Origin of the sequence: [Flexibacter] sp. ATCC 35103, assembly GCF_001975985.1 — a bacterium.
In the GTDB taxonomy this organism is placed as follows: Bacteria; Bacteroidota; Bacteroidia; order Flavobacteriales; family Flavobacteriaceae; genus Flavobacterium.
This window is the reverse complement of record NZ_MTQF01000010.1, coordinates 187,760-202,886: the sequence shown is the minus strand read 5'-3', so window position 1 is coordinate 202,886 and position 15,127 is coordinate 187,760. Positions and strand designations below refer to the sequence as shown.

14 protein-coding genes are annotated in these 15,127 nt (G+C 31.3%); 5 read left to right on the top strand and 9 right to left on the bottom strand.

The genetic code is table 11. The features are described 5' to 3' along the window. Nucleotides 1–5 precede the first annotated feature (5 nt). The 3 genes from BXU01_RS19400 to BXU01_RS19390 are packed head-to-tail and all read right to left on the bottom strand — an operon-like array spanning nucleotide 6 to nucleotide 1,843. Nucleotides 6–482 (bottom strand): hypothetical protein, encoded by a 477-nt coding sequence (locus BXU01_RS19400; RefSeq protein ID WP_083694820.1) that lies wholly within the window; start codon nucleotides 480–482, stop codon nucleotides 6–8. Nucleotides 483–488: 6 nt separating this feature from the next. Further along, the gene (locus tag BXU01_RS19395) at nucleotides 489–1,166 is read right to left on the bottom strand and encodes a peptidoglycan DD-metalloendopeptidase family protein (RefSeq protein ID WP_083694819.1); all 678 of its coding nucleotides are present in this window, start codon (nucleotides 1,164–1,166) and stop codon (nucleotides 489–491) included. Nucleotides 1,167–1,177: 11 nt separating this feature from the next. After that, nucleotides 1,178–1,843, bottom strand: a complete 666-nt coding sequence (locus BXU01_RS19390; protein WP_083694818.1) for a spermidine synthase — start codon at nucleotides 1,841–1,843, stop codon at nucleotides 1,178–1,180. A 66-nt stretch (nucleotides 1,844–1,909) separates the two neighbouring features. On the opposite strand from BXU01_RS19390, the gene BXU01_RS19385 reads away from it, so the two are divergent. Then, nucleotides 1,910–2,461 (top strand): 1-acyl-sn-glycerol-3-phosphate acyltransferase, encoded by a 552-nt coding sequence (locus tag BXU01_RS19385; RefSeq protein WP_083694817.1) that lies wholly within the window; start codon nucleotides 1,910–1,912, stop codon nucleotides 2,459–2,461. Between the two features lie 82 nt (nucleotides 2,462–2,543). On the opposite strand, the gene BXU01_RS19380 is transcribed toward BXU01_RS19385, so the two are convergent. After that, nucleotides 2,544–2,993 carry a helix-turn-helix transcriptional regulator gene (locus BXU01_RS19380; RefSeq protein WP_083694816.1) on the bottom strand — a complete coding sequence of 150 codons (450 nt, stop codon included), beginning with the start codon at nucleotides 2,991–2,993 and terminating at the stop codon, nucleotides 2,544–2,546. Between the two features lie 312 nt (nucleotides 2,994–3,305). On the opposite strand from BXU01_RS19380, the gene BXU01_RS19375 reads away from it, so the two are divergent. The 4 genes from BXU01_RS19375 to BXU01_RS19360 all read left to right on the top strand — a co-directional run bounded on the left by BXU01_RS19375 (nucleotide 3,306) and on the right by BXU01_RS19360 (nucleotide 8,252). Next, the gene (locus BXU01_RS19375) at nucleotides 3,306–4,460 is read left to right on the top strand and encodes a M14 metallopeptidase family protein (RefSeq protein WP_083694815.1); all 1,155 of its coding nucleotides are present in this window, start codon (nucleotides 3,306–3,308) and stop codon (nucleotides 4,458–4,460) included. A gap of 77 nt (nucleotides 4,461–4,537) precedes the next feature. Beyond that, nucleotides 4,538–5,017: an Lrp/AsnC family transcriptional regulator gene (locus BXU01_RS19370; protein WP_008468989.1), complete on the top strand. Its 480-nt coding sequence runs from the start codon at nucleotides 4,538–4,540 to the stop codon at nucleotides 5,015–5,017. 88 nt (nucleotides 5,018–5,105) lie between these two features. Next, the gene (locus BXU01_RS19365; RefSeq protein ID WP_083694814.1) at nucleotides 5,106–7,691 is read left to right on the top strand and encodes a phosphoenolpyruvate carboxylase; all 2,586 of its coding nucleotides are present in this window, start codon (nucleotides 5,106–5,108) and stop codon (nucleotides 7,689–7,691) included. A gap of 45 nt (nucleotides 7,692–7,736) precedes the next feature. Further along, the gene (locus BXU01_RS19360) at nucleotides 7,737–8,252 is read left to right on the top strand and encodes a DinB family protein (RefSeq protein ID WP_083694813.1); all 516 of its coding nucleotides are present in this window, start codon (nucleotides 7,737–7,739) and stop codon (nucleotides 8,250–8,252) included. A 105-nt stretch (nucleotides 8,253–8,357) separates the two neighbouring features. Here BXU01_RS19360 and recQ read toward each other — a convergent pair whose 3' ends face one another. The 5 genes from recQ to aroB form a co-directional block, all read right to left on the bottom strand. Continuing rightward, nucleotides 8,358–10,466 (bottom strand): DNA helicase RecQ, encoded by a 2,109-nt coding sequence (gene recQ, locus BXU01_RS19355; protein ID WP_083694812.1) that lies wholly within the window; start codon nucleotides 10,464–10,466, stop codon nucleotides 8,358–8,360. Nucleotides 10,467–10,602: 136 nt separating this feature from the next. Further along, on the bottom strand, nucleotides 10,603–11,010 hold the full coding sequence (locus BXU01_RS19350) for a DNA primase (protein ID WP_083694811.1): 408 nt from the start codon (nucleotides 11,008–11,010) through the stop codon (nucleotides 10,603–10,605). A 7-nt stretch (nucleotides 11,011–11,017) separates the two neighbouring features. Further along, complete coding sequence (locus BXU01_RS19345; RefSeq protein ID WP_056253513.1) at nucleotides 11,018–11,986, bottom strand: deoxyhypusine synthase family protein; 969 nt, start codon at nucleotides 11,984–11,986, stop codon at nucleotides 11,018–11,020. 106 nt (nucleotides 11,987–12,092) lie between these two features. Further along, the gene (locus BXU01_RS19340; protein WP_055092150.1) at nucleotides 12,093–13,496 is read right to left on the bottom strand and encodes a decarboxylase; all 1,404 of its coding nucleotides are present in this window, start codon (nucleotides 13,494–13,496) and stop codon (nucleotides 12,093–12,095) included. Between the two features lie 298 nt (nucleotides 13,497–13,794). Then, nucleotides 13,795–14,862: a 3-dehydroquinate synthase gene (gene aroB, locus BXU01_RS19335; RefSeq protein ID WP_083694905.1), complete on the bottom strand. Its 1,068-nt coding sequence runs from the start codon at nucleotides 14,860–14,862 to the stop codon at nucleotides 13,795–13,797. Nucleotides 14,863–15,127 lie beyond the last annotated feature (265 nt).

The following is a 15,127-nucleotide window of genomic DNA, read 5'->3' as shown; positions in this document are numbered from 1 at the left end:
TTATTTTATTGTTCTGTTAGTTTAGAATCAAATTTTTCATCCCAATCCATTGATTTGATTGCAGAAATTAAATTGTCTTCATTTACAAAAACGCGCAATTCCTTATTAGCAACCTTTTTTGTGTATAAAGCATGATAGCGATACACGACTTCTTGTTTTGTTTTATAAACTCCATCTAATTTTAAATCAATAAAACTTCCGTAATACTGTCTAAATTTCTGGCAAGTTTTAGTCAGGCGTTCTTCAGTTGTGTTTTCTCTGACAGATGAAGTAACTTCAGTCTCATTAAAGGGTTTAAATTTCGATGTATTGCAAGTTTCTAAAACTCGTTTGCCCAATTCATAGGCTTTTTGTTGTTGATTGGCATTAATTTCTGAACCAGAAATTTTCTTAATCTTTAAATCTTCAGTGTCTCTGCTGATGTTTTTCGATTTACATCCTATTAACAACAACAAACATATAATCAATCCTGCTTTCTTCATAACTATTTAAGTAATTTTTAATAATAAGTTGGGGTCCGGACAGTTTTCAATATAGAAATTCAAATCATTTGTATTACAAACTCCGGGATAATCACCATGATATTCTTCGATATTTTTTATAATCTGAAAGTGAACATGCGGTGCATAATCTCCATTGACAGAGGAGTTTCCTAAAGTTCCAATTTGTTGCCCTCTATTAAAAACTTTCCCAACACTAAGGTTTTCTATACTTTCTAACGATAAATGTCCGTATAAAGTATAAAATTTTTCATTTTCGACAATGTGTTCTAAAATTATTGTTGGACCATAATCTCCCAAACCCACATTGTTTTTAAAACTGTGTACTTTTCCGTTTAACGGAGCTAAAACTGCGGTATCAACTTTTGTCCATAAATCCAGGCCTATATGAATATTACGTTCCGGAATTGAGTCGTTCTTAAAAATAGTGCTTCGCTGGTATAATGTACGACCTTCTATATAGCCGCCAAATGCAACTTGTGCATTGTTTTTTTCTAAATAATTTGAAATAAAATTTTCAAATTCTACAGCGTTTTCAGGTTTACTTTCAACTAACTCATGATTGGTTATTGATAAATCCAACGGAATATATTTTGATAAATGAATACTGGAATCAATAATCTTAGTAGGCGGTAAGGCTTTTAGTATAGATACAAGAGGTTTCATAAAATTTGATTTTAGGCGACTTTTTCAATAATTATTAGTTCATTATGTACTTCTACGCGAGGCAGCATTTTTGAAGTAAATAATGCAGTGTTTATTTCAGAAATATATTTTTGATTTCGAACATTATGTGCTTCATCTAAAATCATGGTATTAAAAAGTACAAAACCATTATTTTTCAAAAGGGAACAAATACGTTCGCTAAAAAAACTCTCAAATAAAAAATTCGGCATTTTAATATCTTCAAAAATATCAATTATAATCAGATCATATTTGTTTTTTGTTTTTAATACAAATTCAAATGCATCATCAATAATAATTTCTAATTGTTTTATTTGATCCAGGTTAAAATATTGATTTGCGATCTGTATCATATCCGAATCAATTTCGACACCGGTAATTTTCCCCTTGTATTCTATTTCATCCACCAATGTTTTTATGACACTTCCGCCTGCAACTCCTAATAATAGAATATGATCCATTTTAAGAATAGTATCATAACCTATATTTCTAAGTCCATACCTTAATATACGCTGCAAACTGCCGTATGAATAATTTGTATTTTCAGAATCTAAAACCAATTCACCATTCGCCCAGGTAATTTCGATAATTTTACTTCTTTCTGATTTTTTCTTGAATATTTTTATTGGAATGATATAACTAAATAATTTTTGAATCATTTTTAAATGCTTTTACTCAAATTTACCACTTTAAATCTTTTATTTTGCAACAAAAAATAAATTTTAATGAAAAAACAGTTGTACAAATTCATCTTTTTTAAGCTAATGGGCTGGAAAATAGTAGGAATTGAAAATGCAGAAGTTAAAAAATGTGTGATGATGGTGATGCCACATACTAGTAATCATGATTTTTATTTAGGAATTTTTACGCGTGGAATCTCCGGATTAGAAATGAACTGGGTAGGAAAGAAGGAATTATTCAAATTTCCGTTTGGATATTATTTCAGAAGTGTAGGAGGAGAACCATTAGATCGCAGCGGCGGACTTAACAAAGTCGATTCGATTGCGGCTATTTTTAAAAGAAAAGAAGTTTTTCGTCTGGCAGTTGCTCCTGAAGGAACACGCAAGAAAGTTACAGAAATTAAAAGCGGATTTTATTATATAGCTCTTAAGGCAAATGTGCCAATTATTCCGGTTGCTTTTGACTGGGGTAAAAAAGAAGTTAATTTAGGAAAGGCATTTTTTCCAACCGGAGATTATGAAGCCGATCTTTTGGTATTGAAAAAACATTATGAAGGAGTTTTAGGTAAAATTCCTGAAAATGGTTTTCAGCTGTAAATTTTCAATATTTTTAAGTCCCGTGAGAATCACTTAAACGAAAATTATTTTAAAAATTTTTCAAATATGCGATTTTTTCAAATTACGGATTATAGGCCTTGAAGGTTCCGTTTTTATAAAAAATGACAATTTTTTCTATTTCACCTTGTTCAGGAATTAAATTTTGATTTTTAATTTCCGGAGAAGGTGTTGTTTCTGTTTTTTGAACTTCTTTATAATTTATCTGAGAAAATAAATCTCCGCCTGTAAAATTTTCTTGCGAAGCAGGAGCGGGCGTTTTTACAGTTTCTAAAACTTCCTCATTATTTTTAGGAAAACTTCCTTTTCCATTTAGGATCCAATATAAATCTACATCCGGAAAAACTTCTAAAATTTTCATTACAAAATCCAGACTGGGTTTGTTTCTTCCGGAAAGCAGGTGAGACATACTTGAACGCTGAACACCAATTCTGTCTGCAAAAGAAGAAGCATTCAACGCATAATAATCCAGTATAATCTCCAGACGTTTTACAAAATCATCGATGTTTACCATTGTAAATTGTTGTTATTTAAATCGTTGTTTACAAATGTAACTAAAAGGATTCAATAAAGCAATTTTACACTTGTAAATTATATATTAAGGCTGTTTATTAAGCAATAAATACTTTAGTTAATCACTTGTAAATAGCTAATATATAGTAATTTAAATTTATTTATTTAAAGTAATAACATTTGTCAACTCCTGATATGCTTATTAACTAAATAAAGGACAAAATTATGTTTACAATTATAAATTATCTCTTTTTTTAATTGTTTACAATTGTAAAAATAAAGATGTTTACTTTTGTAAACTAATCAAAAGACAATGAATTTAGAAGAATTATTTAGCCAGCACAAAGAGCAATCAATATCAGGTCGTTATTTGACTTTAGATCATATTCAGCCTATATTAGAGAAACTAAATACTAATAATCAAGTACAAATAATTGGCAGATCTGTTTTAGACGAACCTATCTACAGTTACAAAATTGGAACTGGAGAAACACGTATTTATCTATGGTCACAAATGCATGGAAATGAAAGTACGACTACAAAAGCGTTGTTTGACTTTATTAATGTATTAAACAGCGGATCTGAGTTTGCAGAAAAAATGCTTAATACATTTACATTTTATAGTATTCCGATCTTAAATCCTGATGGTGCAAGACTTTATACCAGAGAAAATGCTAATAAAGTGGACTTAAATCGTGATTCACAGAATCTGACACAACCGGAAAGCAACGTTTTAAGAGAAGCTTTTGAAACCTTTAAACCTCATTACTGTTTTAATTTGCATGATCAGCGTACTATTTTTGGCGCAGGAGCAACAGGTAAGCCGGCAACTGTTTCATTTTTAGCACCCTCGTATAATGAAGAAAGAGAGATAAACGAGAACCGTTTAAAAGCTATAAATGTAATTGCAGCAATCAATGATGTATTGCAAGAATATATTCCGGGACAAATTGGGCGATTTGATGACTCGTTCAATATCAATTGTATAGGAGATACATTCCAGTTTTTAGGAGTGCCAACTATACTATTTGAAGCCGGCCATTTTGCTAATGATTACGAGAGAGAAATCACTCGAAAGTTCCTATTTTTCTCACTTATTTCAGGTTTTAAATCGATAAGCGAAAACGATTTAGTTAATAATAGAATTAGTGATTATTTGAATATTTCACAAAATAAAGTGGTTTTTTATGATTTTATGTATAAAAACATCAAAATAAATTATGATGGTATCGAAATTATTACGAATTTTGTCGCACAATACAAAGAAGAATTGATTGAAAATAAAATTCATTTTAATGCTTACATAGTTGAAGTGGGCGAATTGGAAAATTATTTTGGACATTATGAATATGATGCAAAAGGAGCAGTTTATTCAGATGACTTTACTAATTTTCCGAAATTGAATCAAAAAGCAGATTTTTATTTAAATAAAAATGTTAAATTTGTTAACGGATTGATAAAAAGTTAATTTTTATGTGAATTTGTTGTTTTTTATATATATTTTTATACTTTGTAATAGCAATTAGTAATATTAATTAAAGAATTATGAGTAAATTTCGTTTAGATGAAGTAGATCACCAGATTTTAGATATGTTAATAGACAATACGAGAGTTCCGTTTACTGACATTGCAAAAAAACTATTGATATCTGCTGGTACAGTGCATGTTAGAGTAAAAAAAATGGAAGACGCCGGGATAATAATGGGTTCTTCATTGGCCTTAGATTACGATAAATTAGGATATTCATTTATTGCTTATGTAGGTGTGTTCCTTAATAATACGTCTCAAACAAAATTTGTACTAGAGCGAATCAATCAAATCCCGTTTGTAACAGTAGCTTCTGTAACTACAGGAAAATTCAACATCTTTTGTAAAATCAGAGCAAAAGATACTAAACACGCAAAAGAAGTTATCTTCATGATCGATGATATCGATGGTGTTTACAGAACAGAAACTATGATTTCATTAGAAGAAAGTATAAACGATAAGAAGCGTTTGATGCATACTATTTTTAAAAATATGTAATATCTTCTTGAATGCTATATTTAAATATAACCTCAAGTTTATTCTTGGGGTTTTTTTATGACTAATTAACCACCAACTACAATAGATTATGTACACGTTGCCTAAAATAGAACGTTTTAATCAAGATGTTCTCTCTAAATACCATATATATAATAGTGTATTTATAACTTTACCCTTTGATTCTATAGACAATACAGGAGCTTTACTTCCTTTATTTTCAGAAACTTGCGAAACGGGATTTAAAAAACAAGAAACACCTAAGGAAATTTTTGATTTCTTTTCAGACAGATATTTAAACGATGCTTCAGAAACGGAGAAAATCGATTTAATGTTTCGATTTATTCAATATATAGAACGTCAGATTGTATTATTTGATGCGATCGAAGATGCTGCTTTTCCTGAAGTAAACAATATGGAAGGGCGCGGATCTTTACGCGATATCAAAGAGAAATCTGATGCGAAAGAGAAAGATGAAGAATTAATCGAATTCCTGGAAAGCTTTAATGTAAGAACTGTTTTAACAGCGCATCCTACACAGTTTTATCCTGGTCCGGTTTTAGGAATTATAAATGATTTGACTGAAGCAATTCGCCAAAATGATTTATTAAAAATAAAACAATTACTGGCACAGTTGGGTAAAACTCCTTTTATCCAGAATGAAAAACCAAATCCTTATGATGAAGCGGTTAGTTTGATCTGGTATTTAGAAAATGTTTTCTATGCTACTTCAGGAGAAATTGTTCATTATTTACAAAAAAATATCCTTCAGGGAAACTCTATTCAAAATCAATTAATCAAACTAGGCTTCTGGCCGGGTGGAGATCGTGACGGAAATCCGTTTGTAACTACTGAAATCACATTAAAAGTTGCGGAGCGTTTGCGTACTTCGATTTTGAAGTGTTATTATATAGAAATGAGAAATCTAAAACGTAAGTTAACGTTCTCAGGTGTTGATACTTTGGTATCTGAACTTGAACAAAAACTTTATCGTTCTGTTTTTTATTCAAAAGGTGAAATCTATATTACTTTAGACGAATTGTTAACGCAGTTAAATCTTATCAGAGATATTATTATCGAAAAACATCAGTCTCTTTATTTGGATGAACTGGAAGCTTTTTTAGTAAAAATTAATCTTTTTGGTTTTCATTTTGCGACTTTAGATATTCGCCAGAATAGTAAAATTCATGATGCAGTATTTAAGGATGTGGTAAATCATTATTTGAATTCTGATTCAAAAATATTCCCTGCTAATTATTTTGAATTATCCGAAGAAGAGAAATTAGTTGTTTTATCAAAAGTAAAAGGAGAATTAAATCCGGCAGATTTTGATGACGAAATTACAAGATCAACTTTAGAATCTGTTCAGGCTATAAAAACCATTCAGGCCAATAATGGCGAATTTGGAGCAAATCGTTATATCATCAGTAATAACGAAAGCGCGCTGAATGTTATGGAAACTTTTGCCATGATCAGATTGAACAATTGGGAGAATCCAACAGTGGATATTATTCCGCTTTTTGAGTCTGTTGATGATTTGCAAAATGCGCATCAGATTATGGAGCAGTTGTACACCAATTCTGAATACTCTAAACACTTAAAATCAAGGGGCAATAAACAAACAATCATGTTAGGTTTCTCTGACGGAACTAAAGATGGTGGTTATTTAATGGCAAACTGGAGTATATATCAGGCTAAAATTGCGCTTACTGAAATTTCAAGAAAATATGGTATTAAAGCTATTTTCTTTGATGGTCGTGGAGGACCACCTGCACGTGGAGGCGGAAAAACACATAAATTTTACGCATCTCTTGGTCCAAAAATCGAGAATAATGAAATTCAGATTACCGTTCAGGGACAAACCATTAGTTCTAATTTTGGAACTTTAGATTCTTGCCGTTATAATATAGAGAATTTATTAAGCGCTGGAGTAACGAATCAGGTTTTTAGTAAAGGAAAAAATGAATTGAGTGATGAAGAAACACAAATTTTAACTCAATTGGCAGGCTTAGGATATGATAAATATTTAAGCTTTAAAAATCATCCTAAATTTATTCCTTATTTAGAGAAGATGAGTACGTTAAAATATTATTCTAAAACTAATATTGGAAGCCGACCATCTAAAAGAAGCAAGTCTGAATCATTAGACTTCGCTGATTTAAGAGCGATTCCTTTTGTAGGTTCATGGAGTCAATTGAAACAAAATGTACCTGGATTTTTTGGAGTAGGATCTGCTTTAAAATATTTTGAAGAAAGCGGACAATGGGATAAAGTACAAGATTTATATCATAATTCTTTATTCTTTAAAACACTTTTAGAAAATAGTATGATGTCTCTGGCAAAATCATTTTTACCATTGACAGCATATATGAGAAAAGATCCTGAATTTGGTGAATTCTGGCAAATTATCTATGATGAGTTTTCAGAAACAAAACGTCTTTTATTGAAAATAGCAGGACATAAAACCTTAATGGAAAATTATCCTGATGGTATAGCTTCTATTCAGGTAAGAGAACGTATTGTATTGCCATTGTTAACAATACAACAATATGCTTTGCTAAAAATTAACGAATTGAATAAAGATACTAATGGAAATGAAGAGTTGATAAAAGTATACGAAAAAATCGTTACAAGATCACTTTTTGGAAATACCAATGCAAGTAGAAATTCAGCATAAAGTTAGATTACAGAAAAATTTAAGGATATATAAATTGTAAAAAATATGAATTCAAGTCAATTATTAGAAACAGAATATTCCGGTCCTTTTGCAAATTATGTTCGTGAAGCCGGAGAAGTTAATCTGATTGAAGAGTTAGAAATCTCTCTTCATGATTTTATCCGCTTTGTACAAAATATTCCACTAGATAAATTTGATTACCGTTATGCGGAAGGCAAGTGGACTATTAAAGACATTATTCAGCATTTGATAGATTGTGAACGTATTTTTATGTATCGTGCTTTGCGTTTTTCAAGAAATGATAAAACACCTTTACCGGGTTTTGAAGAGAATGATTATGTAGACAATACAAACGCAAATGCGAGAAGCATTCAGGATTTATTAACAGAGCTTTCCGCTGTAAGACATTCAACCTTATTGTTTTACAAGAGTCTATCTGAAGAACAACTAAAAAGGGTTGGAACTGCTTCAACACATCAATTATCAGCAGGAGCTTTAGGTTTTGTTATTATTGGTCATCAAAAACATCATCAAAAAGTTTTTGAAGAAAGGTATTTGTAATTTACTTTTTAAAAACAAAAAATCCTGTGAAGTTAATTTCACAGGATTTTTTATTTTAGCATCATGTCATTTCAAACTAAGGGAGAAATGACAGAAAAACTAAGATTACTTATTCCTCTCAACAATTGCCAAACCTAATCTAATTTTATCATACGATAATTTTTCTTCAAAATGATCGTAATACGGTTTTAACGCGGTTGGATATTCCAATTCTTTTTGTGCTTTATGCAATTCTAAAACTTCACTTTCAGATACAAACTCACTTAAATCTATATTACTGCCATCAACATATAATTTTGCCAAATGCGAAATAATCGTGGTATACCCCAAATTTCTTTGCTCAGCAATTTCTTTTACAGTGGCACCATTTTGAAATAAATCTAAAGTTGTTTTATAAGTGTTGCCTTCTTTTTTAGCTTTAACTTTTGTTTTCTTTACTTTTTCATAATAAGTAATTGCATCTATAAATTCTTGTCCGTATTTTTCAAGCTTTACTTTACCAACACCATCAATGGCAAGAAATTCTTCGTCGCTCATTGGTCGCAGAGTTTCCATTTGTCTTAAGGCTGCATCACTAAAAATGACATAAGCAGGAACTTCTTCATCTTTGGCAATTTCGTAACGTAATGTTCGAAGTATTTCAAAAAGAGAATTTTTAGCTGTTTTAGTTTTAACTTCCTTTATTTCATTTTTATCAATTACTTTTTTGACAACTGTAGTTAATTGTACTTTTTCGCCTTCAAACAAAACTTTCTTCGCAAAAGGAGTAAGCAAAATCTTATTGTGCTGATGAAAAGCAATTTCGCAATATCCAAGATTTATTAACTGAATTAGGTATTGGTTCCAATCATACCAGGATATGTCGGCGCCAATTCCGTAGGTTTTTAAGCTTTGATAATTTTTTTCGTAGATATACGCGTTTCTAGAGCCGCGCAAAAAATCTACAATTACAGCCAAAGGCTCAGATTCCTGCAAACGACTAATGGCCGACAATGCTTTTTGCGCGAGAATCGTACCATCGAAAAATTTTGGAGGATTTTTGCAAATATCGCAGTTTCCGCAATTCTCTTTTACGAGTTCACCAAAGTAGGAAAGGAGAATTTTTCGTCTGCAGCTTAATGCATCTGCATATTGTTTCATTCTTTCCAGTTTTGCCAGCTGAACATCAGAGTTTAATCCTTCTGAAGCAAATTTTTGAAGCTGAATTACATCGGCATAACTTTCAAACAAAACAGTTTCAGCAGGTAAACCATCACGACCAGCACGACCAATTTCCTGATAATAACCTTCTATATTTTTTGGTAAATTATAATGAATTACCCAACGAACATTTGATTTATCAATTCCCATTCCAAACGCAATTGTAGCACAAACCACCTGACAATCATCGTTTATAAACTCATCCTGTGTTTTGGCACGGAGTTTATTTTCAAGACCGGCATGATATGCTTTAGCTTTTACGCCGCTTTTTTGCAATTTCAAAGCGAGTTCTTCTGTAGTTTTTCTGCTTAAGCAATAAATAATCCCGGATTCATTGGGTTTGTTTTCTACAAAATCAATAATTTGTTTTACCCGGTCTAATGCCGGACGAACTTCTAAACTTAGATTTTTTCGATCAAATGAAGCTACGAAAGTTTTTGGATTTCTTAATTTCAACTGTTTTGTTATATCCGTACGCGTTGCTTTATCTGCTGTAGCTGTCAATGCAAGGACAGGAGTAGAGGGGAAGCGGCTTTTTAGATATCCCAAATTGGTATATGCAGGACGAAAATCATGTCCCCACGAAGATATACAATGCGCTTCATCAATCGCAATTAAACTGATTGTTAGCTCATTAAAAACAACATCAAGATAAGACAGACTTTCCGGAGCGATATAAACAAGCTTGAATTTATTCGATTTTAAGTTATCAATATAAAATTGCTGTTCTTCACTTGATTGACTGCTATTGATGTAGCAAGCCAGGATTCCGTTGGTTTTTAAACTGTCTACCTGATCTTTCATCAAGGCGATCAAAGGAGAAATAACAATCGTAATTCCCGGTAAAACCAATGCCGGTAACTGGAAACAAATCGATTTTCCTCCTCCGGTTGGCATAATAGCTAAAGTATCCTGACCGGAAAGTATAGTATTAATAATCGTTTCCTGATTGGGTCTGAACTTTTCAAATCCGAAATTTTCTTTTAATTTGGCATGTAAAATTTCTGAAGTCATTGGCTGATATTTATTGATCGCTAAATATAATGAAAAATATTAAATATAGTATTTTTCTTATTTTTTATTATTTTTTGAAGTTAATAAAAAAAGGAACCCCAATAGAGTTCCTTTAGTTTATTTTGAAAGATAAAAATTAATCTTCGTCGTCTTCATCATCTTCGTCAGCAATATCATCTGGATCTTTGTCTTCGTCATCATCGTCATCACCACCATCAACATCCGGTTTATCTAATGTATCATCGTCATCGTCATCATCAATATCATCATCAAGATCAAGACCTTTTACTGGTTCGATTACATCAACATCTACGTCGATATCATCATCTTCATCGTAATTCTCGATTCTGTCAGCAAGTTTGGTACTAATTTTTACTAAATAAATAGTGTCTTCAGTACGAACTTCAACAGCTTCGATCAATTCGTTTTTAGCATTTCTAAAACGGATTACATCCGAATCATCATAACCATCAGGAAATTTCTCTACCAAAAGGTTCAAAATTTCGTTGGTAAGTTTAGCGTAGTCTACTATAACTCTTTTCATAAATATCCTATAAATCTAATAAGTAAGCAAAAATTAACGGTGCAACAATTGTAGCATCCGACTCAATAATAAATTTAGGGGTTTTAATATCTAATTTACCCCAAGTGATTTTCTCGTTTGGAACTGCTCCGGAATAAGATCCGTAACTAGTTGTAGAATCTGAAATCTGACAGAAATAACTCCAGAACGGAATATCATGCATTTCCATATCCTGATAAAGCATTGGCACTACACAAATAGGAAAATCTCCTGCAATACCACCACCAATTTGGAAAAATCCAATTCCGTTAGCACTATTTTTTGGATACCAATCTGAAAGAAAAACCATATATTCGATTCCTGACTTCATGGTTGAAGCTTTTAAATCTCCTTTGATTACGTATGAAGCAAAGATATTTCCCATCGTACTATCTTCCCAACCCGGTACAATAATAGGTAAGTTTTTCTCAGCAGCTGCATACATCCAGCTATCTTTTAAATCTATTTCGTAATATTCTTCTAAGACACCGGATAACAACATTTTATACATGAATTCATGCGGAAAATAACGTTCTCCTTTGTCATCAGCATCTTTCCAGATTTTGTAAATATGTTTTTGCAAACGACGAAATGCTTCATGCTCAGGAATACAAGTATCTGTAACACGGTTTAGCCCTCTTTCAAGCAAAGCCCATTCATCTTCCGGAGTCAAATCACGGTAGTTAGGCACTCTTTCATAATGAGAGTGTGCTACTAAATTCATGATGTCTTCTTCTAGATTGGCTCCGGTACAGGAAATAATTTGTACTTTATCTTGTCTGATTATTTCGGCAAAAATTTTACCAATTTCTGCTGTACTCATTGCGCCAGCCATACTTACCATCATTTTAGCACCATTTGCCAATTGTTGCTCGTATGCTTTTGCAGCGTCAACCAGAGAGGCAGAATTAAAGTGTAAATAATGTTTTTCAATAAACTGACTGATTGGTCCTTTCATTTTGTTTTTGTTTTTTTGTTTTTTTTGAATTAAAAGTGTAACCTTTTGGATGGTACTGCAAATTAATAATTTTATATTTATTAACTTTTATTTTGCAGGTTTTTTTTTATACTTTTTTAGTATAACCTAAAATTTTCAATACATCATCAGAAGTTTGCTGTTCTGAGAAAACTTCAGTCGCTAAAATGCCGTTTTCATCTCGATCTATTAAAATATGTTTAGGCTGTGGGATTAAACAGTGGTGTAAACCTCCGTAACCACCAATAGTTTCCTGATACGCACCAGTATTAAAGAAACCAATATACAATGGCTTTTCTTTGTTGTATTTAGGCAAATAAATGGCGTTCATATTTTGTTCTGAGTTGTAATAATCGTCACTATCACAAGTCAAACCTCCTAATAAAACCCGCTCGTATGTATCATTCCAGCGGTTTACCGCCAACATAATAAAACGTTTATTTATAGCCCAAGTATCCGGCAAAGTGGTAATGAATGAGGAATCAATCATATTCCATTTTTCTCTGTCATTTTGTTGTTTTTGGTACAAAATCTGATAGATTGCGCCACCGCTTTCACCTACTGTAAATGATCCAAACTCTGTAAAGATATTGGGTACATCAACTTCGGCTTCATCACATGCAATTTTAATCTGATTGATAATTTCATCAATCATATATTGATAGTCATATTCAAACGCAAGAGAATTTTTAATCGGGAAACCTCCGCCAATGTTCAAACCATCAAGGGTAGGGCATTCCTTTTTAAGTGCAATGTATACTTTAATACATTTTACTAACTCATTCCAGTAATATGAAGTATCGTTTATTCCGGTATTGATAAAAAAGTGAAGCATTTTAAGCTCTAATTTATCATTTTCCTGAATTTGTTTTTTATAAAACGAAACAATGTTTTTATATCCAATACCTAATCTAGAAGTATAAAACTCAAATTTAGGCTCTTCTTCGGCTGCGATACGAATTCCAATTTTGAATTTTCCTTTAATCTCTGCCTGAAGCAAATCAAGTTCTTCATAATTATCAATAATCGGAATCGTGTTTTTATGTCCGCTATTGATTAATCTTGCAATATTAGTAATGTATTCGTCTCTTTTAAATCCGTTACAAATAACATAAGTACTCTTGTTGATTTTACCATTTTCAAGCAAATTTTCTACAATATTAACATCAAATGCTGATGATGTTTCTATGTGAATATTATTTTTGAAAGCTTCATTCATAATGTATTCAAAATGAGAACTTTTTGTGCAATAACAATAGTAGTATTTTGCGTCGTACTTGTTTTTTTCCATTGATTTTCTGAACCAGGCTTTTGCCTTATTAATGTTTTCAGAAATTTGCGGTAAATAAGTAAATTTTAAAGGCGTACCGTATTGTTCAACTAATTTCATCAAATCGATATTGTGAAATTGCAGGTTGTCTTTGTTTAATTTAAATTCCGTTTGAGGAAAATAGTAAGTTTGATTAATTAGATCAGAATATTTTGTATTCATTATATTTTGTGATATTTGAGATTGTAATTTTTAATTTAGAAAACGGTACTAAATCTAAAATTCAAACCCTAATATTCGCAAATACAATTTGCAGTTTTTCGTGTTCTGCTTTTGAGCATTGAAAAATATCACAACAAAACGGACTTTTGCTCGTATAAAAACGATTCAACATCCTTAGCAAGGAACTATTGAGCCGGTTTCTATAAGAACTGAATTGTCTTTGTTTTTTGTTTGTTTTCATCGTGGCAAATGTAAAAAATAATATATACCTAAAGCAAAGCTTTTTATTAAAAAAAGTTTAAGATTTATAATCTTGAAACGCGTCTAGAATCAATTTATTTTCAACGGATTGATTAATTTTTATTTTTCCGATTCCTTCAATTAAGGCAAATTGAATCAAACCATATTCATTTTTTTTGTCGTGAATAAGCAATTCCAAGATAGGATCGATGTCATTTTCTTCGACTTTTACATCATCATAAATACTCTTGATTGCGGTTTTGATTTCAGTATATTCTGCTGCAGTAATTAAGTTTTTATGCAAAGAGATATAACTTTCCAAAATCATTCCAATTGCAATCGCTTCTCCGTGCAGTAATGTTTTCTTAGTTTCACTTTCCAGAAAGTAACTTTCGATAGCATGTCCTAAAGTATGTCCAAAATTTAATGCTTTACGAATATTTTTTTCTGTTGGATCCTGAATTACGATATCATTTTTAATTTCGACAGAGCGATAAATCAATTCATCAAAATCAGCAAAATCAATTGCTTTTAGGTCTAAAAACTGTTTCCAGTATGCTGCATCATATATTAGTCCGTGTTTTAGCATTTCTGCCAGACCGGAACGCATTTCGCTTTGTGGTAAAGTTTCAAGATAATCCGTATCAATTAATACCATTTGAGGTACGTTGATAACACCAATCTGATTTTTAAGATTTCCTAAATCAACTCCTGTTTTTCCGCCAACAGAAGCGTCTACCATAGATAATAAGGTTGTTGGAATATTGATAAAATCTATACCGCGTTTAAAAGTAGAGGCAACAAATCCGCCAAGATCTGTTACTACGCCGCCGCCAAGATTTATTACAAGCGATTTTCTGTCAGCACCAAGTTCTGTCAGTACTTTCCAGATTTCAATACAGGTTTCAATATTTTTATTGATTTCTCCAGATTCAAATTCAATGATTTCAATCGTTAAATCTGTTTCAAGTAAAGGCAAAAATTTAGGTAGGCAATACTCATTTGTCTCATTATCAACTACAATAAACAAATTAGAGTATTTATTTTCTTTTAAATGATTATTTAGGGCTTCGTATGCATTTTGGTTAAAATGTACGAGATAATTATTAGCTTGAATAGATTGCATATTTCTGTAGTTAATTGAAACCGCAAAATAAGGCATTTTTAACTAAATAATATTCAAACTTTGACTCAAATTTGTTTTAAAACGAATGATTCTAAGTAATGATTTGATCTCTTTATTTTGATTTTTTAAATGGGAATCTATATAAAGAAGTAAACTCTTACCACTTTATATAATAATTGAGTTAATCTTATTAACGATATTAAAAATTATGCTGTGTTTTAGTAAATAATATTCAAAACTCTATCTATATTTGCACAAAAAACTG

Excerpts from the sequence above, each read along its gene's own strand:
- BXU01_RS19400 (WP_083694820.1), bottom strand. The coding sequence starts at position 482 with ATGAAGAAAGCAGGATTGATTATATGTTTGTTGTTGTTAATAGGATGT.
- BXU01_RS19365 (WP_083694814.1), top strand. The coding sequence starts at position 5,106 with ATGTACACGTTGCCTAAAATAGAACGTTTTAATCAAGATGTTCTCTCT.
- BXU01_RS19395 (WP_083694819.1), bottom strand. The coding sequence starts at position 1,166 with ATGAAACCTCTTGTATCTATACTAAAAGCCTTACCGCCTACTAAGATT.
- BXU01_RS19390 (WP_083694818.1), bottom strand. The coding sequence starts at position 1,843 with ATGATTCAAAAATTATTTAGTTATATCATTCCAATAAAAATATTCAAG.
- BXU01_RS19385 (WP_083694817.1), top strand. The coding sequence starts at position 1,910 with ATGAAAAAACAGTTGTACAAATTCATCTTTTTTAAGCTAATGGGCTGG.
- BXU01_RS19375 (WP_083694815.1), top strand. The coding sequence starts at position 3,306 with ATGAATTTAGAAGAATTATTTAGCCAGCACAAAGAGCAATCAATATCA.
- BXU01_RS19360 (WP_083694813.1), top strand. The coding sequence starts at position 7,737 with ATGAATTCAAGTCAATTATTAGAAACAGAATATTCCGGTCCTTTTGCA.
- BXU01_RS19345 (WP_056253513.1), bottom strand. The coding sequence starts at position 11,986 with ATGAAAGGACCAATCAGTCAGTTTATTGAAAAACATTATTTACACTTT.
- BXU01_RS19380 (WP_083694816.1), bottom strand. The coding sequence starts at position 2,993 with ATGGTAAACATCGATGATTTTGTAAAACGTCTGGAGATTATACTGGAT.
- BXU01_RS19340 (WP_055092150.1), bottom strand. The coding sequence starts at position 13,496 with ATGAATACAAAATATTCTGATCTAATTAATCAAACTTACTATTTTCCT.
- aroB (WP_083694905.1), bottom strand. The coding sequence starts at position 14,862 with ATGCAATCTATTCAAGCTAATAATTATCTCGTACATTTTAACCAAAAT.
- BXU01_RS19350 (WP_083694811.1), bottom strand. The coding sequence starts at position 11,010 with ATGAAAAGAGTTATAGTAGACTACGCTAAACTTACCAACGAAATTTTG.
- BXU01_RS19370 (WP_008468989.1), top strand. The coding sequence starts at position 4,538 with ATGAGTAAATTTCGTTTAGATGAAGTAGATCACCAGATTTTAGATATG.
- recQ (WP_083694812.1), bottom strand. The coding sequence starts at position 10,466 with ATGACTTCAGAAATTTTACATGCCAAATTAAAAGAAAATTTCGGATTT.